Source organism: Streptomyces sp. 6N223 (genome assembly GCF_052246635.1).
GTDB lineage: Bacteria > Actinomycetota > Actinomycetes > Streptomycetales > Streptomycetaceae > Streptomyces.
In genome coordinates this window covers 25,204-50,529 of record NZ_JBQQCA010000010.1, presented here as the reverse complement: position 1 = coordinate 50,529, position 25,326 = coordinate 25,204, and the positions used below count along the sequence as shown (strand labels likewise).

Here is a 25,326-nt window from a genome sequence, read left to right as displayed (position 1 = left end):
GTCTGCGGGTGCGGGGGCCTGGGTGTGCGGGAGTGACGTGGGTCACGTCGCGGAAGGTTGACGGCTGGAAGCGCTGAGCGGCGCTGTGAGCCTGTTGAGGGCCTGGCCCGCATATAGGGAGTCACCGGATGCGGGTTGAGGGCGGCACATGACGCCTGGCGGCCCGGGAAACGCCCATTACGGTGGGCGCTGCGGGTAGACTGAAGCCACCCGCCCCGTTGCGGGCCATGTCGAATGATCGCAGCCGCTCTCCTGTACTTGGTGTACTCGAAGGCTGGCTCGTGCTGTGCCAGAAAGGGCGCTTCGTGGCCGATTCCGGCGATTCCAAGAAGAACACACCGGTTCCCGAGGGGGCTCCTCGCGAGGAGGCTGAGGAGTCTCCCGCTGTGCTGCCCGAGGGGGCCGCGGAAGCCGCAGAAGCAGCGGAGACCGCGGATGCCGGGGCACCGGAGGGCGTGCCGTCGTATGACGCGAGCGCGATCACGGTGCTGGAGGGTCTGGACGCGGTTCGTAAGCGGCCGGGTATGTACATCGGGTCGACGGGCGAGCGTGGTCTGCATCACCTCGTGACCGAGGTGGTGGACAACTCGGTCGACGAGGCGCTGGCGGGCCATGCGGACCGGATCGACGTGACGCTGCTGGCGGACGGCGGGGTCCGGGTCGTGGACAACGGGCGTGGCATCCCGGTGGACGTGATCCCGTCGGAGGGCAAGCCGGCGCTGGAGGTCGTGATGACCGTGCTGCACGCCGGCGGGAAGTTCGGCGGCGGCGGGTACGCGGTCTCCGGTGGTCTGCACGGCGTGGGCGTCTCGGTGGTGAACGCGCTGTCGACGAAGGTGGCCGTGGAGGTGCGCCGGGACGGGTACCGGTGGACGCAGGACTACAAGCTGGGGGTGCCGACGGCGCCGTTGGCGCGTCTGGAGCCGACCGAGGAGACGGGGACGTCGACGACGTTCTGGGCGGACGGCGACATCTTCGAGACGACGGACTACTCCTTCGAGACGCTGTCGCGCCGCTTCCAGGAGATGGCGTTCCTGAACAAGGGGCTGACGATCTCGCTGACGGACGAGCGGGCGGCGGCGATCCAGACGGCGGGTGCGGACACGGCGTCCGCGGATGGTGACTACGAGCCGCGCTCGGTGACGTACCACTACGACGGCGGCATCGCGGACTTCGTGCGGCATCTGAACTCGCGCAAGGGCGAGCCGGTGCATCCGTCGGTGATCGGGTTCGAGTCGGAGGACGTCGAGCGGCGGATCTCCCTCGAGATCGCGATGCAGTGGAACACCCAGTACAGCGAGGGCGTGTACTCCTTCGCGAACACGATCCACACGCACGAGGGCGGCACGCACGAGGAGGGCTTCCGGGCGGCGTTGACGAACCTGGTCAACCGGTACGCGCGGGACAAGAAGCTGCTGCGGGAGAAGGACGACAACCTCGCCGGTGAGGACATCCGAGAGGGCCTGACGGCGATCATCTCGGTGAAGCTGGGCGAGCCGCAGTTCGAGGGCCAGACGAAGACGAAGCTGGGCAACACCGAGGCGAAGACGTTCGTCCAGAAGGTGGCGTACGAGCAGCTGGCGGACTGGCTGGACCGGAACCCGAACGAGGCGGCCGACATCATCCGCAAGGCGATCCAGGCGGCGACGGCGCGGGTGGCGGCGCGGAAGGCGCGGGACCTGACCCGCCGCAAGGGACTGCTGGAGACGGCGTCGCTGCCGGGCAAGCTCAGCGACTGCCAGTCCAACGACGCCGCCAAGTGCGAGATCTTCATCGTGGAGGGCGACTCGGCCGGCGGCAGCGCCAAGTCCGGCCGTGACCCGCAGTACCAGGCGATCCTCCCGATCCGCGGCAAGATCCTGAACGTCGAGAAGGCCCGGATCGACAAGGTGCTGCAGAACACCGAGGTGCAGGCGTTGATCTCGGCGTTCGGCACCGGCATCCACGAGGACTTCGACATCTCCAGGCTCCGCTACCACAAGATCATCCTGATGGCGGACGCGGACGTGGACGGGCAGCACATCAACACGCTGCTGCTGACGCTGCTGTTCCGCTTCATGCGCCCGCTGGTGGAGGCGGGGCACGTGTTCCTCTCCCAGCCGCCGCTGTACAAGATCAAGTGGGGGCGGGACGAGTTCGAGTACGCCTACTCGGACCGGGAGCGCGACAGCCTGATCACGCTGGGCCGGGAGCAGGGCCGCCGCATCCGGGAGGACGCCATCCAGCGGTTCAAGGGCCTGGGCGAGATGAACGCCGAGGAGCTGCGGGTGACGACGATGGACATCGCCCACCGGGTGCTGCGCCAGGTGACGCTGGACGACGCGGCGGCGGCCGACGACCTGTTCTCGATCCTGATGGGCGAGGACGTGGAGGCGCGGCGGTCGTTCATCCAGCGCAACGCCAAGGACGTCCGTTTCCTGGACATCTGATCCCCCCAGCCCTGAATGGCGTGAAAGGAATGCGGACGAAGACCGATGGCTGACGACATCACTCCCCCCACCACCAACTCCTCAGGCCAGCTGCGCATCGAGCCGGTCACGCTCGAGACGGAGATGCAGCGCTCGTATCTCGACTACGCGATGAGCGTGATCGTCTCCCGGGCGCTGCCCGACGTGCGGGACGGGCTGAAGCCGGTGCATCGCCGCGTGCTGTACGCGATGTACGACGGCGGGTACCGCCCGGAGCGGGGCTACTACAAGTGCGCGCGCGTCGTCGGTGACGTGATGGGCACCTACCACCCGCACGGCGACACGTCGATCTACGACGCGCTGGTGCGGCTGGCGCAGCCGTGGTCGATGCGGATGCCGCTGGTGGACTCCAACGGCAACTTCGGCTCTCCGGGCAACGACCCGGCGGCGGCCATGCGGTACACGGAGTGCCGGATGGCGCCGCTGGCGATGGAGATGCTGCGGGACATCGACGAGGAGACCGTCGACTTCCAGGACAACTACGACGGCCGCAACCAGGAGCCGACGGTCCTGCCGTCCCGCTTCCCGAACCTGCTGATCAACGGGTCGGCGGGCATCGCGGTGGGCATGGCGACGAACATCCCGCCGCACAACCTGCGGGAGGTGGCGGCCGGGGCGCAGTGGTTCCTGGAGCACCCGGACGCCAGCAGCGAGGAGCTGCTGCAGGCGCTGATCGAGCGGATCAAGGGCCCCGACTTCCCGACCGGGGCGCTGATCGTGGGCCGCAAGGGCATCGAGGAGGCGTACCGCACGGGGCGCGGCTCGATCCCGATGCGGGCGGTGGTGGAGGTCGAGGAGATCCAGGGGCGGCAGTGCCTGGTGGTGACCGAGCTGCCGTACCAGGTGAATCCGGACAATCTCGCGCTGAAGATCGCGGAGCTGGTGAAGGACGGCCGGGTCTCGGGGATCGCGGACGTGCGGGACGAGACGTCCTCGCGGACCGGTCAGCGCCTGGTGATCGTGCTGAAGCGGGACGCGGTCGCGAAGGTGGTGCTGAACAACCTCTACAAGCACACCGATCTGCAGACGAACTTCGGCGCGAACATGCTGGCGCTGGTGGACGGGGTGCCGCGCACGCTGTCGCTGGACGCGTTCATCCGGAATTGGGTGGGCCACCAGATCGACGTGGTGGTGCGGCGTACGCGCTACCGGCTGCGGAAGGCGGAGGAGCGGGCGCACATCCTGCGGGGCCTGCTGGCGGCGCTGGACGCGATCGACGAGGTGATCGCGCTGATCCGGCGGAGCGCCACGGTGGAGGTGGCGCGCCAGGGCCTGATCGGGCTGCTGTCGATCGACGAGATCCAGGCGAACGCGATCCTGGAGATGCAGCTGCGGCGGCTGGCGGCGCTGGAGCGGCAGAAGATCACCGCGGAGCACGACGAGCTGCAGGCGAAGATCACGGAGTACGAGGCGATCCTGGCCTCGCCGGTGCGGCAGCGCGGCATCATCAGCGCCGAGCTGGCGGCGATCGTGGAGAAGTTCGGCGACGACCGGCGCACGGCGCTGGTGCCCTACGACGGCGACATGTCGATCGAGGACCTGATCGCCGAGGAGGACATCGTCGTCACGATCACGCGCGGCGGCTATGTGAAGCGGACCAAGACCGACGACTACCGGGCGCAGAAGCGCGGCGGGAAGGGCGTGCGGGGCACGAAGCTGCGCGAGGACGACATCGTCGACCACTTCTTCGTCTCCACCACGCACCACTGGCTGCTGTTCTTCACCAACAAGGGCCGGGTGTACCGGGCGAAGGCGTACGAGCTGCCGGACGGCGGCCGGGACTCGCGCGGGCAGCACGTGGCGAACCTGCTGGCGTTCCAGCCGGACGAGCGGATCGCGGAGATCCTGGCGATCCGGGACTACGAGGCCGCGCCGTACCTGGTGCTGGCGACGAAGTCGGGGCTGGTGAAGAAGACGCCGCTGAAGGACTACGACTCGCCGCGCTCGGGCGGGGTGATCGCGATCAACCTGCGGCAGATGGAGGACGGCCGGGACGACGAGCTGATCGGGGCGGAGCTGGTGAGCCCGGCGGACGACCTGCTGCTGATCAGCCGGAAGGCGCAGTCGATCCGGTTCACGGCGACGGACGAGGCGCTGCGGCCGATGGGGCGGGCGACATCGGGCGTGAAGGGCATGAGCTTCCGCGAGGGCGACGAGCTGCTGTCGATGAACGTGGTCCGGGAGGGCACGTTCGTGTTCACGGCGACGGACGGCGGGTACGCCAAGCGGACGCCGGTGGACGAGTACCGGGTGCAGGGGCGCGGCGGCCTGGGCATCAAGGCGGCGAAGATCGTGGAGGACCGCGGCTCGCTGGTGGGGGCGCTGGTGGTGGAGTCTGGGGATGAGATCCTGGCCATCACCCTGGGCGGCGGGGTGATCCGCACGCGGGTCAACGAGGTCCGCGAGACCGGCCGTGACACCATGGGCGTTCAGCTGATCAACCTGGGGAAGCGGGATGCCGTCGTGGGCATCGCCCGCAACGCCGAGGCGGGTCGGGAGGCCGAGGAGGTTGAGGCCGATGCCACCACTGCCGACGAAGGCGCCGGTGAGGACGCCGGTGAGAGGTCCGAGGGCGGTTCCGCCGGACAGATTCCTGCCACGGGTTCGGGCCAGAGCGACGACGAGGAGTAGCGTGGGCACGTCGGGCCGCCGCTGTCTGCCTAGGGGACCACGATGACCAGTGCCAGATCCGTGGATCCGTCCGGGCAGGGCGCGGGCTACGCGCAGCAGGACGCCCGGTACCACCCGCCGCAGGCGTACCCGGCGCCGCCGTCGTCGCCGCCGCCCACGCCGCCCACGCCCACGCCGGCCGCGTCCACGCCGTCTGCGCCGACGCCGCCGCCCGGGGCCGAGGGCGGGGCCACGCCTCCGCCGGGCCGTGGCGGCGGGGGGCATCGGTCGTCCGGGCAGGGCCCCAGACGCGGGCAGGGCCAGGGACAGAGCCAAGGGCCGGGGCAGGCGGTGCGGCGGCCGCGTACGGGCGCCCGCACGGTGCCGCGGACGCGGAAGGCGCGGCTGCGGGTGGCGAAGGCCGACCCGTGGTCGGTGATGAAGGTCAGCTTCCTGCTGTCGATAGCGCTGGGTATCTGCACGATCATCGCGGTGGCCCTGCTGTGGATGGTGATGGACGCGATGGGCGTGTTCTCCACCATCGGGGAGACGATCAGCGAGGCCACGGAGACGGACAACGAGAGCGGCTTCGACCTGGAGGCGTTCCTGTCGCTGCCGAGGGTGATGATCTTCACCAGTGTGATCGCCGTGATCGACGTGGTGCTGGCGACGGCGCTGGCCACGCTGGGGGCGTTCATGTACAACCTGTCGGCGGGCTTCGTCGGCGGCATCGAGGTGACGCTGGCGGAGGACGAATAGCCTCGCTGGGACCTCGTCCAAACGATTTGGGCGGGGGCGCGACGATGCGCTAGCCTTTCCCCTGCGTACGGGGCTATAGCTCAGATGGTTAGAGCGCATCCCTGATAAGGATGAGGCCACAGGTTCAAGTCCTGTTAGCCCCACCAGCGCATGGACGCCCCCCGGCCGATCCGCGGCCGGGGGGCGTTCTGCGAAGGAAACGTTTGGGTATCATCGGGCGCCAGATGTTCCCATCACCTTGCACATAACGCTGAAGAAGGACGAGGTAGCGCGGTGAAGAAGCTCCTCCTGCTCGCACTGGCCGTCATCGGCGGCCTGCTCGTCTACCGCCAGATCCAGGCGGACAAGGCCGAGCAGGACCTGTGGACGGAGGCGACCGACTCCGTGCCGTCCGGTACTCCCGCCACGGGTGCCTGAGAACGAACGAGACGACCCCGCTGTGGGCCCTGGGCCGCCGAGCTTCCGGTGGCCGGGGCCCACACGTGTGTGATCGGGGTCAGCCCTGGTGGCTCTCGTAGTGCTCGATCGCCTCGCGGGTGCGGGCCACGCCGTAGATCCGCAGGAACTCGGCCAGCTCGGGGTGGCTGTCGGCCAGCAGCCGGGAGGCGCTCTGGATCTCGGTGGCGTCGGCGACGGCGCGCAGCAGCGCCTGGATCTCGCGCACCACGCGCTTGCTGGGGTTGGCCGGGACGCCCAGCGGACTCGACCTGGGAGTGCTGGAGTTCGGGTTGAGGACGTTGCCGCCGGCGGTGCGGCGGATCTCGTCCATGGCGGCGGTGGCCTCGGCGGCGCTGACGCGGCCCGCGCGGACCTCGCCGGCCAGGTCCTGCAGGGAGCGGACGCGCTGCACCACGGCCGGGTTGCCGATCTTGGCGCGCTGCCCGCTCATGAGCTGCGACAGCATGGGGGCGGACAGGCCGAGGACGACGGCGAGGCGGGCCTGGTTGAGGCCCAGGTCGGCGATGAGTCTGCGAAAGAGAGCCCCCAGGGGTTCCCCGTACCACGTGGTCTGCTGCTCCCGGGCCTTCTCGGTGGCCTCCTGGTGGCTAACGTCCATGGTTTCTCCCCTGTTCTCCCCTGCTTCCCCTGGCAGCTTCACGTGAGCGAAGTTGCGCGTCATCCTACGGACGGGGCGCCTGCCGCGGCGATACCCGGTCGGAATCCGGCCTGAAGATTGGGTACCCTGGGCCGCGGCCCACACCGGGCCGACGGGCCCTTAGCTCAGTTGGTAGAGCGCCGTCTTTGCATGGCGGATGTCAGGAGTTCGACTCTCCTAGGGTCCACTCCCCCATTTTCCTGGGCCCCTGGGCCTGCCCGCGCGGGTCGGCGCGGGCGGCGTGGGCCGGTTGCGCCGCGCTTGAGTGCGGCCTGTGAAAAATCCTCGTCTGCTGGGCCGAACCCGGGACGGGCCCCCGACGCCGACCATACGTTGGATAGCCGTCCAGAAGATTGGCTGAGGGGGGCGGCTTTGCCATGTCCGTCGGGGACTTCGGGCCGGAGCAGATGCGGCTGCTGCGCGAGCACGGGCGCGAGCAGACCTGGGAGCGCGGCCGCGTACTGATGCGGCAGGGGGAGACGGCCGACCGGGCGGTGCTGCTGGAGGGGGGCCTGGTGAAGGTCTCCGCGGACGCCCGGGTCGGCTACACGGGGGTGCTGGCGTTCCGCGGCGCGGGGGAACTCGTCGGCGAGCTGGGCTGCATCGACCGCAGGCCGCGCTCGGCGACGGTCACCGTGATGCGCGACGCCCGGGGCGTCGCCCTCACGGCGGAACGGTTCCTCCAGCTCCTGGAGCGGGAGCCGTCGCTGGCCTCGCAGGTGCTGCGCAGCGTCTCGCTGCGGCAGCGGGACTCCGACGAGCGGCGGCTGCGGATGGCGGCGCTGACGACCGAGGCACGGCTGGTCGCGGAGCTGCTGGACCTGGTCGTGCGGCACGGCCGGCCGGTGGGCGGGCGGCGCGCGGACGCCTGCCGGGTGGTGGAGGTGACGCAGCAGGAGCTGGCCAGCGCGTGCGGGGTGTCGCGGGAGTCGGCGGTGCGGACGCTGCGGGTGCTGCAGCGGGAGAGCCTGGTGGAGCGGGGGCGCGGCGAGATGCGGGTGCCGAGCCTGCCGCTGCTGGCGGAGCGGGCGCGGCGCATGGAGCGGGAGGGGGCGTAGCGTGCCGCTCTCGCCGCCGCCCCGGGCGGCGGCGGGACGGCGGCTGGCCGGCGCCGCCCGGCCCGGCGGAGGCCGCCGGGAGACGGGACCCCTCCCGACGGTCTGGGGCTACGGTTTCGCACATGAGGGAGCCGGACGCGGACGCGACCCAGGGCTGGGGCAAGCTCATTCTGTACGGGGTCGGCGCCCATGGGACCCGAGCGACGCCGGGCGCGGCCTGAACTCCGGCTGAGGGAGGGGAGTGACGGGTGGATGGTGCGTGAGGGGTTCGGGGTGCCGCCGTGGCTGGCCGGGGTCGTGGAGGCCGATCCGGAGCTGTACCGGCGTAACGCCTTCCGTGTCGGCGGGCTGCCGGTGACGGCGACGGCGCGTCAGGTGCGGCGGCGCGGCGAGGAGGTGCGGGCCGCGGAGGCGCTGGGGGTGGAGGTGCCGGCGGGGGCGGCGCCGTGGCTGCCGCTGCGCCCGCCGCCGGACCACGCGGCGGTGCGGGAGGCGTTGCGGCGGCTGGACGACCCGGTGGCGCGGGTGGTGGACGAGTTCTTCTGGATCTGGCCGCTGCCCGACGCCCCCGGGGACGGCGAGGGCGACCCGGTGCTGTGGGAGCGGCTGGCGCACTCCCCCGCCGACGAGCGGTGCGGCATCGCCGTCCACAACCTCGCCGTGCTGCGCCACGCCGAGCTGCTGGACGGCCGCCGCCCCGTCGTCGGCTCGGCGCAGCGGCACCGGCAGTGGCGCCGAGCGTACCGCCACTGGCGGGGGGTGCTGCGCGACGACGGCTGCTGGCGCTGGCTCGAGCGGCGGATCGCGGCGCTGGGCGACCCGCGGCTGCGTGCGGTGAGCGCGTCGGCGCTGCGCGCGGCGTTGCCGGCGCTGCTGCTGGCGGTCCACGCGCGGCTGGCGGTCGGCGCGGCCGAGGGCGGCGCCGAGACGGTGGCGCGGCAGCACGTGGCGCTGATGCGGGAGTTCGACCCGGACGGCGGCGCCGGCGCGGACGCGGCGCTGCGCGAGGCCACCGCGCCGATCGCCACCCGGATCCGGCTGCGCACCGAGGCCGGGGCGCGCCCCCCCGACGCCGCCCCCGCGGCGCTGGACCGGGCGGGGGCCACGCTGCTGGCCGAGTCCGCCCCCGAGCTGCGGCTGCTGGGCGCCGTGCTGGGCGAGACGCACCCCGTCGCCGCGGGCGCGGCCGACGCCGTCGCCGCCACCGCGCTGTCCTGCGTCGTCACCGCCGCGAACGCGCCCCGGCCCGCCGACGCCGAGCCGCCCGCGCCGCGGCTGAGGGAGCTGACCGGCCAGCTGCGCGCCGCCCGCGAGATCGCCGCCACGCCGCACGCCCGCGCGCCCATCGAGCGGAACCTGGCGGTGCTGCTGGCGAACGTCGTGGGCCTGAGCTGCCAGCAGGTGATCGAGGAGGGCGAGCGCGCCCCGGCCGGCGGCGCGGCGAACGCCGAACGCATGCTGGAGGAGGCCGCGCCGCTGCTGCGCGAGCTGCGCGGCCTGGACGTGCCCGAGCCGGGCGCGGCGGAGATCGACGAGATCCACGACGCGGTGGCCGCGGCGGCCTGCCAGCTGCTGACGGTCTACTTCAACGCCACGCACGACACCCCGCGAACCCTCGCCGGGTTCCGGAAGACGCTGCCGGTAGCGGTCGGCGCGGAGGGACGGTCGGTGATCCAGCAGAACATCGACGTCCTCGCCGAGATCGCGACCGGACCGGGACCGGGGCCGGGCCGAGTGCCGGGGCACCCGGCTGCCCCGCCCCCGCACTCGCCCCCGCCCCCTTACCCGCACTCGCCCTCGGCGCCCGCGCCGACGCCTTCCGCCGCGGCCCGGCCGGTCCGGGTCTCGCGGGTGCGCGGCACGGCGGCGCGCCGCACGCCGCGCTCCCCCTCGCCCCGCGGGACCGAACCCGGCTCGGAGCCGAGCCCCGGGGACCCCCACCGGCGGCGGCCGGCACCGCTGAGGGCCGGCTGATGGCATGCGAGCCGCGCTCATGAACCCGTTGAACGCGATGAACCCAATGAACCCAATGAACCCTGCGAACCCCCTGAATCCAATGGACCGAACGAACCAGAACACCCACCCCGCCGCCCTCGACCCCGCCGCGCTCGCCGAGGTCGCCACCGCCGTGTGGCGGCTCGCCGCCCGCGTCGAGGCGCACGCCGACGCGACCCCCGCCGCCGTGCGGCGGCACGCGCAGGGCGTGGCGGACGCGCTCGCCGAGGCGGGGTTCACCATGCGCGGCTTCGAGGGCACGGCGTTCGACCCCGGGATGCGGCTGCGCGTGCTGGCGTACCAGCCGACGCCGGGGCTCGCCCGCGAGGAGGTCATCGAGACCGTCCGCCCGGCGGTCTACCTGCACGGCGAGGCCCTGGCCAGGGGCGAGGTCATCGTCGGCATACCCCTTGACGAGGAGAAGGACAAGGACAGTGAGAAGCAGGACGACGATTGACGTCGGGATCGACCTCGGCACCACCAACAGCGCCGTCGCCGTCCTGAACGGCGTCAGCACCGAGGTGATCAAGAACAACGAGGGGCAGGAGACGACGCCGTCGGCCGTGTGGATCGACCGCCGCGAGCGGCTGTTCGTCGGCGCCCCCGCGCGCGAACGCGGCGAGTCCGACCCGGGCAACGCCTGCACCGAGTTCAAGCTGCGCATGGGCACCGCCGGGCAGGACAAGCGCTTCGCCGACTCCGGCCGCACCATGACCCCCGAGGAACTGTCCGCCGAGGTGCTCAAGTCGCTGCGCGCGGACGCCGCCGCCCGCCTCGGCGAGGAGGTCCGCGCCGCCGTGATCACCGTGCCGGCGGCGTTCGACCTCAGCGCCTGCGAGGCGACCGAGCGCGCCGCGCGCCTGGCGGGCCTGGACCACACCCCGCTGCTCCAGGAGCCCGCCGCCGCCGCGCACGCCTACGGCTTCCAGGCCACCGAGGAGAACGCCACCTGGCTGGTGTACGACCTGGGCGGCGGCACCTTCGACGCCGCCGTGATCCGGCTGCGCGACGGCGAGTTCTCCGTCGTCGGCCACGGCGGCGACAACTACCTGGGCGGCAAGCTCATCGACTGGCAGATCGTGGAGGAGCTGCTGATCCCCGCCGCCGTCCGCCAGGTGCCCCAGCTGGCAGGGCTCGCGCGCGGCAACCCGCGCTGGAACGCGGCCGTCGCCAAGCTCAAGCAGGCCGCCGAGACCGCCAAGATCCGGCTCTCCCGCGCCGAGACCGCCGACGTCTTCGTCGAACTGCCCGACGCAGAACGCCGCCGCTACGACGTCGACGTCGAGCTGCGCCGCTCGGACGTCGAACGCCTCGCCGAGCCGCTCGTCACCCGCTCCGTCAACCTCTGCCGCGCCGCCCTGGGCGAGCTGGGCATCGGCCCGGACGACGTCGAGAAGGTGCTGATGGCCGGCGGCCAGACCGCCATGCCCTACCTGCGCCAGCGGCTGGCCGACCCCCGCGAGGGCCTGGGCATCCCGCTGGACTTCGCCCACGACCCCATGACGGTCGTGGCGCGCGGCGCCGCGATCTTCGCCGGGGCGCAGGCCCTGCCCGAACGGCACGCGGCGGCGGGCGCCCCGGCCGCGCCCCCGGGGGCGTACGCCGTGCGCTGCGAGTACCCGCGCGTGAGCCCCGACCTGGACCCGGTGGTGGTCGGCAGGGTGCGCACCGCCGAGCGGCAGGACCCTCCGCCCGGCATGTCGGTCGAGCTGGTCTCCCAGGAGTGGCGCTCGGGCCGCATCGCGCTCACCGAGCGCGGGGCGTTCACCTGCACGCTGCGCGCCGAGCCCGGCCGCCGCAACGTCTACGACATCCACCTCACCGACGCCACCGGCACCCGGCAGCCCATCACGCCCGGCCACCTCACCTACACCGTCGGCTCGGTGGAGACCGACCCGATGCTCACCCACGCCATCGGCGTCGGCCTCGCGGGGAACGCCGTCCGCCCGCTCGTCGAACGCGGCGCCCGCCTCCCGGTGCGCCGCACCGCGCCGCTGCGCACCACCGTCAGCGTGGACCGGGGCAGCGGCGGCGGCCTGATCCGCATCCCGGTGCTGGAGGGCGAACGCCCGCGCGCCGACCGCAACCGCGTGATCGGCCGCATCGAGGTCGGCGCCGACCTGGTGCACCGCACCGTGCCGGCCGGCAGCGAGGTGAAGCTCACCATCGAGATCGACGCCTCCCGTCTCGTGAAGGTCAGCGCCTTCGTGCCGCTGCTGGACGAGGCGTTCGAGACCACCCTGAGCCTGCTGAGCGAGCCCGTCATCGACCACGAGCGGCTGGCGGCGGACGCGGACGCCGAACGCGCCCGCCTCGCCGCGCTGCGCGCCCGCCACCGCGCGGCGCCCTCCGACAGCCCCGTCGCCGACATGCAGCTGGCGCGCGTGGAGGACGAGGACCTGGTCGGCGAGCTGGACCGGGCCGTGGCGGCGGCCCGCGCCGACGCGGGCGAGGCGGCGCGGGCCCACGCCTGCCTGCTGACGCTGTGCCTGGCGCTGGACGAGGTGGAGGACGAGCTGGCCTGGCCTGCGCTGGTGCGCGAGGCCGAGTCGGTGATGACCGAGGCCCGCGACCTGGTCATCGCCCACGGCAGCGCGCGCGACCGCGAGGATCTGCCGATCTACGAGCGGGAGATCGCCGAGGCGATCGAGGCGCGCGATCCGGACCTGCTGCGGCAGCGCACGGGGCGGCTGCGCGAGCACGCCATGCGGGTGCTGGACCGGGCGGGCGTGCTCCAGCCGCTCGTCTTCGACAGCCTGGCGCGCAGCCGGGACCAGATGCGGCACCCGGCCCGCGCCGACCGCCTCATCGCCGAGGGCCGCCGGGCGCGGGACGCCGACCAGCAGGAGCGGCTGCGTTCGATCAACATGGAGCTCCAGGGCATGATGCCCGAGCCCCTGCCGCCGCCCGACCTCGGCGACATCAGCACGGTCCAGTCGGCGGGCTAGCCTGCGGGCCCCGGGGCATGGGAAGGGTCCCGCCCCGCGCGGCTAGCGTCGGTGCCATGCACGCGACACGAAGCATCGTCCTCGGCTGCGCCGCCCTCGCGGGCGTACTCGCCTGCGCCTGGCAGGCGTTAGGCGCGTCCAGCGCGGCCAGCGCCGCGGAGGCCGCGGACACCCAGGACGCGGCAGCAGCGTCCGGCGCCCCGGACTGCACCCTCCTCGTCGACACACCGGACGAGGCGTCCGCCGCCGCCCCCGGCGACGTCGTCTGCTTCGCGGGCGACCTCGCCGGCGAACGCCTCGTCATCACCCACGGCGGCACCGCCGCCGATCCCGTCACCTACCGCGGCCGCAACGGCGCCGTCCGCGGCATCGACATCGAGGCCGACCACGTCGTCGTCCGCGGCTTCGTCCTCGACGAACCCGAGGCGCCCGGCGTATGGATGGAGGGCACCGGCATCACCCTGCGGGACACCACCATCACCAGCCCTCAGGGCGGCGACGGCGACGGCATCCGCTTCTTCGGCAGCGACCTGACGATCCTCAACAACACCATCACCGGCACCGACAACAGCACCGGCGCCCACGCCGACTGCATGCAGACCTACGCCAGCGACTCCCCGCCCAGCCGCGACGTCCTCATCCAGGGCAACCGTTGCGAGGAGATCGACAACATGGGCCTGATGGCCGAGGGCCCCAACGACGGCGAGGGCGACGGCGAGGGCACCACCTCCGACCTCACCATCCGCGACAACTACTTCGAGACGCTCGACGCCTCCCAGGCCCTGATGTTCGAGGACGTGCGGAACGTCACCATCAGCGGCAACACCTTCGCCGCCCCCACACACCACGCCATCGGCCTGGCCATCGGCTCCACCGGCGCCCGCGTGACGGACGACAACGCCTACGACCCGGGCATCGGCTACTGGGTCGGCATCGACGACTCCTCCCTCCCCGGCTACGAGGGCCCCGAGCCCGGCGGCCAGCCCTGAGACACCCACAAGGACCACACACCCACAAGGACCAAGGAGCAGCGTGACCACGCGCACCCACCGACCCGTCATCCTCCTCGCCGCCGTCGCGGCGGCCACCGCCGGCACCGCCGCGCTCGCGGCCCCGTTCGCGACGGGCGCCGAGGCGGCGCGCACCATCGAGGTCGGCACCGCCGACGAGCTGTCCCAGGCCCTGGACGACGCCGAGCCCGGCGACACGATCAGCCTCGCCCCCGGCGACTACGAGGGCGACGAGCGAGACTTCGCCCCCACCGCCTCCGGCACCGCCGACGCGCCCCTCACCCTCACCGGCCCCCGCGACGCCGTCCTGTCCAACGGCGACGGCTACGGCCTCCACCTCGACGGCGCCGACCACTGGAACCTCACCGGCTTCACCGTCGCCGACGCCTCCAAGGGCATCGTGCTCGACGAGGCCGACCACGTCACCATCGACGACGTCGAGGTGTACGACGTGGCCGCCGAGGCGGTCCACTTCCGCACCTCCAGCTCCGACAACGTCATCCAGAACTCCGTCATCCACGACACCGGCCTCGAACAGCCCCAGTACGGCGAGGGCATCTACTTCGGCTCCGCGGAGAGCAACTGGGAGGACTTCGGCGAGAACGGCGGCGAGGGCCCCGACCGCAGCGACCGCAACCAGGCGTTGAACAACACCATCGGCCCGAACGTCACCGCCGAGCACATCGACATCAAGGAGGGCACCGAGGACGGCGTCGTCAGCGGCAACACCTTCGACGGCGACGGCATATCCGGCGAGAACTACGCCGACTCCTGGATGGACGTCAAGGGCCTCCACTACCTCATCGAGGGCAACACCGGCACCTTCGGCGGCGACGGCGAGCTGAAGGACGGCTTCCAGACGCACATCATCGTCGAGGGCTACGGCTGCGGCAACGTCTTCCGCGCCAACGACTCCGACCTCGGCGGCGCCGAGGGCTACGCCATCAACATCGAGGACCCCGAGGACTGCGGCGACAACCCGAACCTCGTCCACGCCGACAACACGGTCAGCAACGCCGGCAGCGGCCTGACGAACGTCGAACCGACGCGGGAGGCGGAGGCAGCAGGGCGGTAGGGCCTCCACACGTCGCCCACGCGCGTGGGCCTGATGTAAATGGACGCCTCCGCAGGTGCTTATTCCTCCCCGCAAGCCCGCGTCGATCCCCTCACCCACTATGTTCCTGCCATCAACGGTGAGTGAGGGGAAGGGGCCAGGCCGGTGCGACCTGGAGAAGTCGTCGAGGGCCGGTACGACCGGTACGAACTCATCCGAGTCGTCGGCGAGGGCCGCAGCGGGGAGGTGTGGCTCGCCCACCAGAAGGCCAAGGGACGCCAGGTGGTCCTCAAGCCCACCCCGGACGTCGGCGCCGAGTCGCGGGCCGTGGCCGGGATCGACAGCCCGCACGTGGTCACCCTCTTCCACGACGAGGCGTTCGGCGGATCCGACTGGCTCGTCCTCGAGTTCGTCAGGGGCGGCAGCCTCGACCAGCGCACGATGCCCCCGGGACGGGCCGCGCGCGTCGGCGCGCAGATAGCGGACGCGCTGACCACCCTCCACAAGGCGGGCCTGGTCCATTGCGACGTCAAGCCCGCCAACATCGGTCTCACCGAGCGGGGCGACGCCAAGCTGCTCGACTTCGGCGCCGCGTTCCGCATGGAGAGCCGGGACACCCGGAACGGGCCGCTGAGCTTCACCGTCCCGTTCGCGCCCCCCGAACTCCTCCTCGGCCGCGCGCCGTTGCCCGCCTCGGACATCTTCACCCTGGGAACGACGCTCCACGCGCTGGTCACCGGATCGCCCCCGCGCGACCCCGTCGAGCGCGACGACGGCGACGACGGCGACGACGGCAGCGACGGTAGCGACGGCAGCGACGGCAGCGACGGTGGGGAAGACAGCGGCGAGGAGCCGGACGGGGAGCGCGCGGAGCGCTTCGCGGCCTGGCGGGCCGAGCACGGCGTCGTCCACATCGACGACAGGGTCGGGCCGCTGCGCCAGGCGCTCGACGCGATGCTGCGGCCCGACCCGGCGCGGCGGCCCGACGCCGCCGCGGCCAAGGCACTCCTGGAGGCCATCGCGGACCGCACGGCGCCGCCGCCACGCCGCTCCGCCCTCCCCGCCCGAACGCCACAGGCGCCGGAGTCGCCACGGGCGCCGGAGTCGCCGAAGCCGCCGGAGGAGGACCCCGGCCACGACTCCCCCGCCAACGCGCCCGCGGGCGAACGCCGCCCCTGGTGGCGCCGCCGCCGGACGCACCTGACTGCCGCAGCCCTGGCCCTGGTGCTCGTCGCCGCGGGGGCCGCGGCCCTCAAGCTCCGCGACGACGACCCCGGGACGCCCGTCTCCGTCCTCGGCGACCCGCACACGGCCGACCCCTGCTCCCTCCTCGACGCCGTCCCGCTCGCCCGCTTCGGCAGCACCCAGATCGACCCGGCGTACGGCCAGTTCGAGCGGTGCGACCTCCTCGTCTACCCGGAGGGCAACGAGGACGACACCTCCATCGACCTCCAGGCCTACTTCGACGAGGGCTCGCTCGGGGAGGGGCCAGCACAGGCACGCACCCTCCACGGCATCGACGTGGTGGCGCACCCGGAGGAGGCGGAGGAGTGCGTCCGGGGGCTGACGCTGCCGAGCCCGGTCCGCGACACCGTGGTCTGGATCGTCGCCGACGCGAGCGAGCCGGAGCCCGCGCTGTGCGACATCGCCGACACCGCGACCGAGTCGGCCGCCGCCGCCATCGCCGAGGCCCGGGACGCCGGGCGCGAGCTCGACCGGCGTTCCCTCGCGCCGGACTCGCTGGCCAGACGGGACGCCTGCACGCTGCTCACCGGCCGGGACCTGGCCGCCGTCATCCCCGGCGTCGACGTGACCGACCCCGAGGTCGGCTACGGCAACTGGGAGTGCGAATGGGGAAGCACCAGCCACGATCTGCTGGTGAACCTCCGGTTCGACCAGGGGGGCTCGCTGTACTACGGCGAGGGCACGCCCACCCGCCTCGCCGGCCGCGACGCCGTCGTCATGCCGGAGGGGGACGGCCCGGGAACGTGCATGGTGCGGGTGGAACACCGTTCCTACGAGAGCTCGGGGGGCCACGACGTCGTCGAGATGGTGCAGCTGGTGGTGGACGGCGAGGAGCCGGCAAGCCGCCTGTGCGAGACGGCCTCCACCCTCGCCGCGGCCGCCAGCGCGGCGGCGTCATCGTAACGGAGCGTGGCGGGAAGCGTACAAGAGAGGGATCCCCGCGGCCACGGCGCAGTCTGGAGCGACCGCGACGAGGAACCGCGAACGTTGGGAGAACAGCGATGACACGCAGCCTGGCCCACCTCACCGACGCCGAGTACGGGCCGCCCGGCACGCTCCACGCGCGGTCGCTGGCCGGGGGCCTGAAGGTCCCGCCCATCCCCGGCCGGACCGTACGCTTCGGGCGCGCCGAGGAGACCCGCGCGGACTTCGTGCCCGTCTGCCGCGACGACCTGGGGGTCAGCCGCGCCCACGGCGCCGTCCGCTACGACGCCCGCAGCTGGTGGCTGCGCAACGACGGAGACCGGCTGCTGCGACTGCCCTCCGGCCGCAAGATGCACGCCACCACGGACCCCATACCGCTCTCCCCCGGCTACACGGCCGTCTTCGTCCAGGGCACCGGCTACCGGGAGCACGTCCTGGAGCTGTACGTCACCGACCACGAGCACGACGGCCCCGGATCCCGGGCCGGGGCCCCGACCATCAAGCCGAGCCGGTGGCACCTCGAGGAGGAGGAACGCCATGTCCTCGTCGTCCTCGGCCAGGACTACATCCGCTACGAGCCGGACGCGCGCCCGCTGCCGCGACGGCGCGTGGTGGAGCAGCTGAACATCCTCTTCCCCGACGCGGAGCGGCCGTGGACCACACGCCGGGTCGACGACATCCTCTACGCGGTGCGCAAGCGCCTCCACGAGAGCGGCAGGGTGCGCCGCCCGCTGGTGCCGGACACGGACAACGGCCGCGCCTACGACAACACCCTCATGCACAACCTCCTGACCGAACTGGTCGATTCCACCACCCTCGTCCCGCCGGACCTCGCGGAACTCGACCTGTGACGGCGGGCTGATACTCAGGGAGTGAAGGACAGGGCTACCCTGTCGGCGCCGATCACCTCGAAGTCGACCTGGACGCCGTTCATTCCGCAGCTTCCGGGCGACGAGCCCCCGCATCCCAGGCCGATGCCGGGACCGGTGGCCTCGATGGTCACGTCCTCCGGGCTGACGCTCGCGACGGTGACCAGCGTGATCCCGTACGTGCCGTCGGCGGGAATGTCCGTGCCCTCCGTCACGGTGATCTCGCAGTCCAGGTCATAGCAGGCATCTACGCCCCCGCCGCCCCCGCCGCCCCCGCCGCCGCCGTCGTTGGACGGCTCCGGCTCCGGCTCGGGTTCGGGCTCCTCCTCGGGCGGCGGCTCCTCGGAGGTCTCCTCCTCGGACGGCGACGGCGGCTGTTTCGCCGGCTCCCGCGCCTCGTCCCCCTCTGCCTCCGTCTCTTCCGGCCCGGCCGCGCCGTTCCCCGACCCGTCCCGCGACCCGTCCCCCGACCCGTCCTCGGAGCCGCAGCCGGACAGCGCCAGCGCCAGCGCCAGCCCCACGCCCGCGGCGGCGGCCAGCCTCGTCCCCGTCGTCCTCTGCTTCGCAGTCGTCTTCATGACGCCGTTGTATCCGGGGCGTCCGGTGAGGGGTCCCGAGAACGCCCGGGAGAGTGGGGTGGGAACGACCCATCCGGAAGGAGACCGGCGATGAGACGACGCGACAGCCTGGCCCACGGTGCCCCACCCTCGCGGCCCGGCACGCTCCACGCGCGCTCCCTGTCGGGCGGCATCAGGATCGCCCCCCAGCACGGCCGCGTCATCCGCTTCGGCCGCGGCGAGCAGCCCGAGGTGGACCTCCCCGTCGGCGAGGACGACCTGCGCGTCAGCCGCCGCCACGGCGAGCTGGCGTACCGCGACAGCCACTGGTGGCTGCGGAACACCGGGCAGCAGCTCGTCCGCCTGCCGCGCGGCCAGATGATGCACGCCGCCACCGAGCCGATCCCCCTCGACGCCGGCTACACGCCCGTCTTCGTGCGCGGCTCCGGCTACCGCGAGCACCTGGTCGAGCTGTACGTCACCGACCACGACGAGCCCGGCCCCGGCTCGCGTCGCAGCGCCCGCACCGTGCCGCCCAAGCGGTGGCACCTGGAGGACGACGAACGCCTCCTCCTGGTCGTCCTCGGCCAGCACTACCTGCTGTACGAGGCGCAGCCCCGCCCGCTGTCGTACCGCCAGGCCGCCGAGCAGCTCCGCTACCTCCAGCCGGAGGGCCGGTGGACCGAACCGAGGATCGCCCACCGGATCGAGGACGTCCGCAACCGCCTGGAGCGAAGCGGGGACTTTCCCTACGACCTGCGCGAGAACCACCCGCGCGGCGCCTCCGACAACACCCTCAAGCACAACCTCCTGAAGGGACTCGTCGAGTCGACGACCCTCGTGCCGCCCGACCTCGCGCTGCTCGATGACGACCTGGACGCCTGACCGCCCGCGACGCCGCGTCAACATGCCGCTGCTGAGGCGTTACGCCGAAGACGGCCCGCCGCCCGTCGCGCAGGTCACTCCTCCCCGCGCAGCTCCGGCGGCGGCGTGCGCTTGGGGCCCATCGGCTCGACGCGCTCCAGCTCCCCCCAGACCACGTACCGGTAGTCGGAGCTCAGGATCGGCGTGCAGGTGGTGAGGGTGATGTAGTTGCCCGCCTCGGTGCGGCCGGACTCCTCGGGGACGGGGGCCAGCACGCCGGTGTTGTACTTCGAGGTCTCCGGGAGGATGGCGTAGACGCGGTAGACGTACCAGTTGTTCCGCGTCTCGAAGACGATCGGGTCGCCCTCCTCGACGTGGTGGATGTTGTGGAACTTCGCCCCGTGCCCGTCCCGGTGCGCGGCGAGCGAGAAGTTGCCCTCCTCCTCCCACGGCATCGCGGACTCCACGGGCGTGTCGTAGTACCCGGCGACGCCGCCGTTGAGGGTGTCGAGGTCCACGCCCTCCTTGACGAGGATGTCGTCGCCGGTCATCGACGGCGCGTGCAGGAAGCCGATGCCGTCCTCCGGGTCGAACGCCGGCACCTCGGTCGCGTCGTCCCCGTCGTCCGGGGCCGCCTCCCACGACTCGCGGACGGCGTCGCTGTCGCGCTCGGCCTCCTGGTTGGCGACGATGTTCGTCCACCAGAGGGAGTAGGCGACGAAGAGCCCTATGAGGACGCCGCCGGTGATCATCAGCTCGCCGATGACCCCGACCACGGCGGCGATCCGCCGCCGCCCGCGTCGCGATGGTGGTGTTGTCGGCGTCGTGGTGCCGTGCGGCTCCTCGTGCTCCGTGCTCTCCTCCGGCACCGCCGGTGTCCTCCGCTCTCGTTCAGCGTCTCGGGTCAGTTGACGAGGGCATCCGGCATGCCTTCCGCGCGCGGACGCTCCTCGACCATCTGCCCCCAGACAATAAGACGGTACGTGGAGGTGAATTCCGGCGTACAGGTGGTGAGAGTGATGTAACGCCCGGGCTCGTCGAATCCGCCCTGGGTCGGGATCGGGTCGAGGACGTCGGTGTTGGAGGGGTCCGTCTGGTCGAGACGGCTGGCCATCTCGTAGGTGTAGTAGGCGTCTTGCGTCTCGATGATGATCGGGTCGCCGGGGTCGAGCTGGTTGATGTAGCGGAACGGTTCGCCGTGGGTGTTGCGGTGCCCGGCGAGGCCGACGTTGCCCTCGTCGTCCCAGGGCATGGCGGTCGGCAGGCCGTCCTCCTCCGCGTAGTGGCCGACCATGCCCTCGTCGAGGACGTCGTTCTCGTCGGTCGTCTCGGCGATGGGGACGGCCACGTCGAGGGTGGGCATGTAGAGGATGGCGAACTCCTCGCCCGGCGAGAAGGGGCCGAGGGCGCCGCCGGGGCCGTCGGGGCCGCTCCCGCCGCCGCCGTTGCCGTCGCCGCCGCCGTTCTCCCACTGCTCCTGGAGCTGCTCGCGCTCGCGGTTGGCGTTCGCCTTGGCCTCGTAGTTGGTCCACCAGAGCTGGTAGACGACGAAGAGGAGGAGCAGCACGCCGGTGGTGATGAACAGCTCGCCGATGACGTTGGAGATCGCCGTCCCGGTCTGACGGGCGGCCTTGGCCGCGGCCTTCGCGGCCTTGCGCCTGGCGGCGCGGCCGGCGTCGGGAGGGGGCTCGACCGGCGGGGCCGCGGCCGGGCCCCGAGCGGCCCGTCGCCGCGCGGCCCTGCCGCCGCCGGGTGGCGGCGGCGTGGCCCCGCCGCCGGGCCGGCGCAGACCGACGGTCTCCGGGTCGCCGCCGTCCCGGCCGGCGCCCGCCGCGGCGCGGCGGCGCGCGGCCCGGCCCTCGCCGACGGGTGTTTCCGTTGGGCTCCCGGCTGGACTCCCGGCTGGACTCCCGGCCGTGTCGCCCCAGGCGTCCGGCTCCGCCCCGGCCGCCGCGCGGCGGCGCGCGGCCCGGCCGCCCGGGGGTGGCGCGGCGGCTGCGCCATCGGCCGCGGCCGCCCTGCGCCGGGCGGCCCGGCCGCCGGTGGGCGTCGGGGGTGGGACGGCCTCGGTGGTGGTGCCCCAGGCGTCCGGTTCGCCGCCGGCGTCCGCCGCGGAGGCCTCCGCCGCTGCCGCCGCGCGGCGGCGCGCGGCGCGTCCGCCGCCGGTCGGTCCCGGGAGGGCGTCCGGCTGCGCCGTGCCGCCTCCCGTCGTGCCCCAGGCGTCCGCTTCGCCCGGTGGTGGCGGCGTTTCCTCGGTCCCGGTCGTGCCGTCCCAGGCGGGGGCGTACCCGGCGCCGTCCGGCGAGGGGTAGGCGTCCGCCGCCGCCGGGTTGCCCCAGGCCGCCGGTTCGCCGCCATGTCCCGGCGGCGGGTAGGCGCCCTCCTCGGCCGTGCCGCCCCAGGAGGGCTGGCCGCCGTCCGTGGGCGGCGTGTACGCCTCCTGCCAGTCCGCCGGGTCGTACGGCTGCTGCTGCGCCCCGTACGCCGCCTCGGACCCGTAGGCCTGCGGGTCATACGGGCCCTGCGGGCCGTACGGGTCGTGCGGGCCGTACGAGTCGTAGTCCCCGCCGTGCCCGGCCCCCGGCAGGGGGTCCGTGAGGGGGTCCGTAAGGGGGTCGTAGCCGCCGTACGCGGTGCTGGGCTCACCCGGCTGCGCGGCGTAGGGGTCGTCCTCCGGCCCCCACCCCCGCCCCCCTCCCGGGTGCCCCGTGGTCACGCCACCGGCTCCTGGTGGCCCACGCGGCCCACGACGGGGGCCAGCCCGTGGGAGCGGGCGACGGCGCCGGGGTCGCCGCAGGTGGTGAGCCAGTTGGCGAGCATCCGGTGGCCGCCCTGGGTGAGGACCGACTCGGGATGGAACTGCACGCCCTCCACGGGGAGTTCGCGGTGGCGCAGGCCCATGATGACGCCGCGGCCCGCCGTTCTGGCCGTGACCTCGAACTCCTCCGGCACCGTGCCCTCGGCCACGGCCAGCGAGTGGTACCGGGTGACGGTCAGCGGGCTCGGCAGCCCGTCGAAGACGCCGGAGGAGACATGGGTCACCTCGGAGGTCTTGCCGTGCAGCAGTTCGGGCGCGCGGCTGACGACGCCGCCGTAGGCGACGGCCATGGCCTGCAGGCCCAGGCAGACGCCGAAGACGGGCGTACGCGCCGCCGCGCAGTGGCGGACCATGTCGATGCAGACGCCCGCCTGCTCGGGCGTTCCCGGCCCCGGGGAGAGCAGTACGCCGTCGAAGCCGCCCTCGGCCACGTGCCGGGTGGTGACGGCGTCGTTGCGCAGCACCTGGCATTCGGCGCCGAGTTGGTAGAGGTACTGGACGAGGTTGTAGACGAAGCTGTCGTAGTTGTCGACGACGAGGATGCGGCGCGGTGCGGGGGCGGTGTCGCTTCTCATGATCGGCTGCGCTTCCTCGTCGTTGATCGGGTCGCGGGGTCGCCCGCGTCGGCTCAGTCCTCGATGGCGGACTCGCCGAAGGGCAGGATTGGCTCCGCCCAGGGAAAGACGTACTGGAAGAGGAGGTAGATGACCCCGAGGACCAAGCCGATTGAGATCAGCGATCGCACCAGGACGTTGCCCGGCAGGTGCCGCCAGATCCAGCCGTACATGGTTCCTTACCTTCCTCCGTCCCACGTGTGACCCAAGCGTACGACGAGAGGCCAAAACACCAGAGTGGTTCGGGTCATTGGAGCACCGTCGGTGCCCGTACCCGCCCCTGGGCTGCTTTATCGGCTCCGGACGCACTACGCTAACCGACGATCCCCCAGCTACGCGTTGCTCGGTGCGCCCGTAAAGCGCGATCGACAGGAGTACCTCTCGTGCCGAAGTCACGGATCAGGAAGAAGAAGTCGGACACCTACTCTCCGCCGGAGAGGCGGCAGCCCACGAAGATCGACATGAGGGCAGGCGGCCGCCGGTGGGTGGCTCCGCTGATGCTGGCGATGTTCGTGATCGGGCTCGCCTGGATCGTGGTGTTCTATGTCACGCAGGGCGACCTGCCGGTCGATGCCATCGGCAACTGGAACATCGTGGTCGGCTTCGGCTTCATCGCCGTCGGGTTCGTCGTCTCCACGCAGTGGAAGTGACCTCCGTCACCGATGTTTTCCACATGGTCACACGAACTGTGTGGATAACTCGGTGTGGCCGCGGGCTGCCAAGGCGCGGCGACTCGGCTCAGGGGGCCGTTTCACCTGCGGTAACGCCCCGACGGACCCCCTGTGATCCCTGCGTTCCACCCCATGCACAAGATCGGGCACGGGCTGTGGAAAACTTGGGGCGGCCGTCTTAGATCAGCGCGGCGGTCCGCACGGCGCACGCGACGGCGATGATCAGCAGGAGTGCGGCGCAGGCGAGGGCCTGAACCAGAGTGCGCCGCTCGCGCGGTGCGTGAACCATAGCGTAGGCGATCGCCGTTCCCGCGATCAGCCCTCCGATGTGGGCCTGCCAGGAGATGTTGCTCCAGGTGAAGCTCAGCACCAGGTTGATGGCGAGCAGCACCACGATGGGCCGCATGTCGTGGTTGAGGCGGCGCATGAGGACGGCGGTGGCGCCGAAGAGGCCGTAGATCGCGCCAGAGGCGCCGAGCGAGCCCTGGTCGGCGGGGGTGAGGAGGTAGGCGAGGGTGCTGCCGGCGAGGGCGGAGATCAGGTAGAGCGCCACATACCGGGTGCGGCCGAGGGCGGCCTCCAGGGGCGGGCCGAGGAACCACAGGGCCAGCATGTTGAGGCCGATGTGCCAGATCCGGTCGTGGAGGAACGCCGAGGTGAGCATCCGGTACCACTCGCCGTCGGCCACGCCCTCGGAGCCCCAGGGGGTCGAGAAGTACCCGACGAGGTCGAGGTCGGTGACGAACCGGTCGCCGGCGGCGAGCGCCATCAGGAAGACGGCCACGTTGAGGCCGATGATGATCTTCGTGACGAGGCCGGGTGCGGCCGCCACGGGGGCGCCGGCGACGGTGCGGGGCCGGGCGGCGCGCGCCGCGCGGGCGGCGTCGGAGCCGTGGACGCACTCGGGGCACTGGTAGCCGACGGGGGCGGCGATCATGCAGGCGGGGCAGATCGGGCGGTCGCAGCGGGCGCAGCGGATGCCGGTCTCCTGGTCGGGGTGCCGGTAGCAGCTGGCGACGCCGGGCTGGGGCTGCTGGGGCTGCGGCCCCTGCTGCTGCGCCATCGTGTCCCTTCCGCGGGTCTCCGCGAGGCGGCGGTACTGGCGGTGCCGGGAACCGTTCCGCGCCCTCGCCCTCGGGTTCGTACCTCGATCGTACGGTCGAGGCCGCGGAATAGTTCCCGGCGCCGGCGGGTCACTCCTCGCGGGTGTCGATCGTGACGCTCTCGATCACCACGTCCTGCACGGGACGGTCCGTGCGCGCGTCGGTGGGGGCGTTGACGATGGCGTCGACGACCTGCTGGCCCGCCGGGTTGCTGACCTCGCCGAAGATGGTGTGCTTGCCGGTGAGCCAGGTGGTGGGGGCCACGGTGATGAAGAACTGCGAGCCGTTGGTGCCGGTGCGGTTCGGGCCGGGGCCGGCGTTGGCCATGGCGAGCAGGTAGGGGCGTGTGAAGGCGAGGTCGGGGTGGATCTCGTCCTCGAACTGGTAGCCCGGGCCGCCGGTGCCGTTGCCGAGGGGGTCGCCGCCCTGGATCATGAAGCCGCTGATGACGCGGTGGAAGATGGTGCCGTCGTAGAGCCTGTTGGTGGACTTCTCGCCGGTCTCGGGGTGGACCCACTCGCGGGTGCCCTCGGCGAGTTCGACGAAGTTCTTCACCGTCTTCGGCGCGTGGTTCGGAAAGAGGCGGACCTCGATGTCGCCGCGGTTCGTCTTCAGGGTGGCGTAGAGCTGCTGAGCCACGATGTGCCTTCCGTCTACTTCAGT

The 25,326-nt window shown here is 72.5% G+C and carries 22 protein-coding genes and 2 tRNA genes; 16 read left to right on the top strand and 8 right to left on the bottom strand.

The window, feature by feature from the left end; genetic code table 11:
• Positions 1 to 281 precede the first annotated feature (281 nt).
• The 5 genes from gyrB (at position 282) to ACTWQH_RS09125 (ending at position 6,254) form a co-directional block, all read left to right on the top strand.
• A complete protein-coding gene (gene gyrB / locus ACTWQH_RS09145) occupies positions 282 to 2,429 on the top strand; it encodes a DNA topoisomerase (ATP-hydrolyzing) subunit B (RefSeq protein ID WP_443285887.1) in 2,148 nt (715 codons plus the stop codon).
• 45 nt (positions 2,430 to 2,474) lie between these two features.
• Complete coding sequence (gene gyrA, locus ACTWQH_RS09140; RefSeq protein ID WP_443285886.1) at positions 2,475 to 5,099, top strand: DNA gyrase subunit A; 2,625 nt, start codon at positions 2,475 to 2,477, stop codon at positions 5,097 to 5,099.
• A 42-nt stretch (positions 5,100 to 5,141) separates the two neighbouring features.
• Positions 5,142 to 5,837, top strand: coding sequence for a DUF3566 domain-containing protein (locus ACTWQH_RS09135; RefSeq protein WP_443285885.1), 696 nt, complete (start codon positions 5,142 to 5,144; stop codon positions 5,835 to 5,837).
• A 69-nt stretch (positions 5,838 to 5,906) separates the two neighbouring features.
• Positions 5,907 to 5,983, top strand: a tRNA-Ile gene (locus tag ACTWQH_RS09130).
• Positions 5,984 to 6,110: 127 nt separating this feature from the next.
• Complete coding sequence (locus tag ACTWQH_RS09125; protein WP_443285884.1) at positions 6,111 to 6,254, top strand: DLW-39 family protein; 144 nt, start codon at positions 6,111 to 6,113, stop codon at positions 6,252 to 6,254.
• 79 nt (positions 6,255 to 6,333) lie between these two features.
• On the opposite strand, the gene ACTWQH_RS09120 is transcribed toward ACTWQH_RS09125, so the two are convergent.
• Positions 6,334 to 6,894, bottom strand: coding sequence for a helix-turn-helix domain-containing protein (locus tag ACTWQH_RS09120; RefSeq protein WP_443285883.1), 561 nt, complete (start codon positions 6,892 to 6,894; stop codon positions 6,334 to 6,336).
• A gap of 153 nt (positions 6,895 to 7,047) precedes the next feature.
• Here ACTWQH_RS09120 and ACTWQH_RS09115 point away from each other — a divergent pair.
• The 9 genes from ACTWQH_RS09115 to ACTWQH_RS09075 all read left to right on the top strand — a co-directional run bounded on the left by ACTWQH_RS09115 (position 7,048) and on the right by ACTWQH_RS09075 (position 18,018).
• Positions 7,048 to 7,120: transfer RNA gene (locus ACTWQH_RS09115), tRNA-Ala, on the top strand.
• A 190-nt stretch (positions 7,121 to 7,310) separates the two neighbouring features.
• Entirely contained in the window at positions 7,311 to 7,991 is a 681-nt protein-coding gene (locus ACTWQH_RS09110; RefSeq protein WP_443285882.1) for a Crp/Fnr family transcriptional regulator, read from the top strand.
• Between the two features lie 252 nt (positions 7,992 to 8,243).
• A complete protein-coding gene (locus ACTWQH_RS09105) occupies positions 8,244 to 9,965 on the top strand; it encodes a hypothetical protein (RefSeq protein WP_443285881.1) in 1,722 nt (573 codons plus the stop codon).
• 82 nt (positions 9,966 to 10,047) lie between these two features.
• On the top strand, positions 10,048 to 10,443 hold the full coding sequence (locus tag ACTWQH_RS09100) for a hypothetical protein (protein ID WP_443285880.1): 396 nt from the start codon (positions 10,048 to 10,050) through the stop codon (positions 10,441 to 10,443).
• On the top strand, positions 10,421 to 12,934 hold the full coding sequence (locus ACTWQH_RS09095; RefSeq protein WP_443285879.1) for an Hsp70 family protein: 2,514 nt from the start codon (positions 10,421 to 10,423) through the stop codon (positions 12,932 to 12,934). The genes ACTWQH_RS09100 and ACTWQH_RS09095 overlap by 23 nt, the downstream gene beginning before the upstream one ends.
• A 56-nt stretch (positions 12,935 to 12,990) precedes the next feature.
• Entirely contained in the window at positions 12,991 to 13,923 is a 933-nt protein-coding gene (locus ACTWQH_RS09090) for a right-handed parallel beta-helix repeat-containing protein (RefSeq protein WP_443285878.1), read from the top strand.
• Between the two features lie 43 nt (positions 13,924 to 13,966).
• Entirely contained in the window at positions 13,967 to 15,019 is a 1,053-nt protein-coding gene (locus ACTWQH_RS09085; RefSeq protein WP_443285877.1) for a right-handed parallel beta-helix repeat-containing protein, read from the top strand.
• Between the two features lie 144 nt (positions 15,020 to 15,163).
• Positions 15,164 to 17,146 (top strand): protein kinase domain-containing protein, encoded by a 1,983-nt coding sequence (locus tag ACTWQH_RS09080; protein WP_443285876.1) that lies wholly within the window; start codon positions 15,164 to 15,166, stop codon positions 17,144 to 17,146.
• A gap of 98 nt (positions 17,147 to 17,244) precedes the next feature.
• Positions 17,245 to 18,018 carry an FHA domain-containing protein gene (locus ACTWQH_RS09075; protein ID WP_443285875.1) on the top strand — a complete coding sequence of 258 codons (774 nt, stop codon included), beginning with the start codon at positions 17,245 to 17,247 and terminating at the stop codon, positions 18,016 to 18,018.
• A 14-nt stretch (positions 18,019 to 18,032) separates the two neighbouring features.
• Here the strand turns inward: ACTWQH_RS09075 and ACTWQH_RS09070 are convergent, their stop codons facing one another.
• Positions 18,033 to 18,614 carry a hypothetical protein gene (locus ACTWQH_RS09070; RefSeq protein WP_443285874.1) on the bottom strand — a complete coding sequence of 194 codons (582 nt, stop codon included), beginning with the start codon at positions 18,612 to 18,614 and terminating at the stop codon, positions 18,033 to 18,035.
• Between the two features lie 90 nt (positions 18,615 to 18,704).
• Between ACTWQH_RS09070 and ACTWQH_RS09065 the strand changes: the two genes are divergently transcribed.
• Positions 18,705 to 19,478 carry an FHA domain-containing protein gene (locus ACTWQH_RS09065; protein ID WP_443285873.1) on the top strand — a complete coding sequence of 258 codons (774 nt, stop codon included), beginning with the start codon at positions 18,705 to 18,707 and terminating at the stop codon, positions 19,476 to 19,478.
• Positions 19,479 to 19,552: 74 nt separating this feature from the next.
• Here ACTWQH_RS09065 and ACTWQH_RS09060 read toward each other — a convergent pair whose 3' ends face one another.
• Genes ACTWQH_RS09060 through ACTWQH_RS09045 form a run of 4 tightly spaced genes read right to left on the bottom strand, consistent with a single transcriptional unit; the run spans position 19,553 to position 23,062 of the window.
• Complete coding sequence (locus ACTWQH_RS09060) at positions 19,553 to 20,326, bottom strand: class E sortase (RefSeq protein ID WP_443285872.1); 774 nt, start codon at positions 20,324 to 20,326, stop codon at positions 19,553 to 19,555.
• Positions 20,327 to 20,361: 35 nt separating this feature from the next.
• The gene (locus ACTWQH_RS09055) at positions 20,362 to 22,173 is read right to left on the bottom strand and encodes a class E sortase (RefSeq protein WP_443285871.1); all 1,812 of its coding nucleotides are present in this window, start codon (positions 22,171 to 22,173) and stop codon (positions 20,362 to 20,364) included.
• A complete protein-coding gene (locus ACTWQH_RS09050; protein WP_443285870.1) occupies positions 22,170 to 22,850 on the bottom strand; it encodes an aminodeoxychorismate/anthranilate synthase component II in 681 nt (226 codons plus the stop codon). Before ACTWQH_RS09050 ends, ACTWQH_RS09055 begins: the two co-directional genes overlap by 4 nt.
• A 53-nt stretch (positions 22,851 to 22,903) precedes the next feature.
• Complete coding sequence (locus ACTWQH_RS09045; protein ID WP_443285869.1) at positions 22,904 to 23,062, bottom strand: hypothetical protein; 159 nt, start codon at positions 23,060 to 23,062, stop codon at positions 22,904 to 22,906.
• Between the two features lie 210 nt (positions 23,063 to 23,272).
• Here ACTWQH_RS09045 and crgA point away from each other — a divergent pair, with 210 nt between their 5' ends.
• Positions 23,273 to 23,539 carry a cell division protein CrgA gene (gene crgA / locus ACTWQH_RS09040; RefSeq protein ID WP_443285868.1) on the top strand — a complete coding sequence of 89 codons (267 nt, stop codon included), beginning with the start codon at positions 23,273 to 23,275 and terminating at the stop codon, positions 23,537 to 23,539.
• Positions 23,540 to 23,738: 199 nt separating this feature from the next.
• On the opposite strand, the gene ACTWQH_RS09035 is transcribed toward crgA, so the two are convergent.
• Both ACTWQH_RS09035 and ACTWQH_RS09030 read right to left on the bottom strand, forming a co-directional pair.
• Positions 23,739 to 24,623 carry a rhomboid family intramembrane serine protease gene (locus tag ACTWQH_RS09035; RefSeq protein ID WP_443285867.1) on the bottom strand — a complete coding sequence of 295 codons (885 nt, stop codon included), beginning with the start codon at positions 24,621 to 24,623 and terminating at the stop codon, positions 23,739 to 23,741.
• Between the two features lie 130 nt (positions 24,624 to 24,753).
• Positions 24,754 to 25,302 carry a peptidylprolyl isomerase gene (locus tag ACTWQH_RS09030; RefSeq protein ID WP_443285866.1) on the bottom strand — a complete coding sequence of 183 codons (549 nt, stop codon included), beginning with the start codon at positions 25,300 to 25,302 and terminating at the stop codon, positions 24,754 to 24,756.
• Between the last annotated feature and the right edge of the window lie 24 nt (positions 25,303 to 25,326).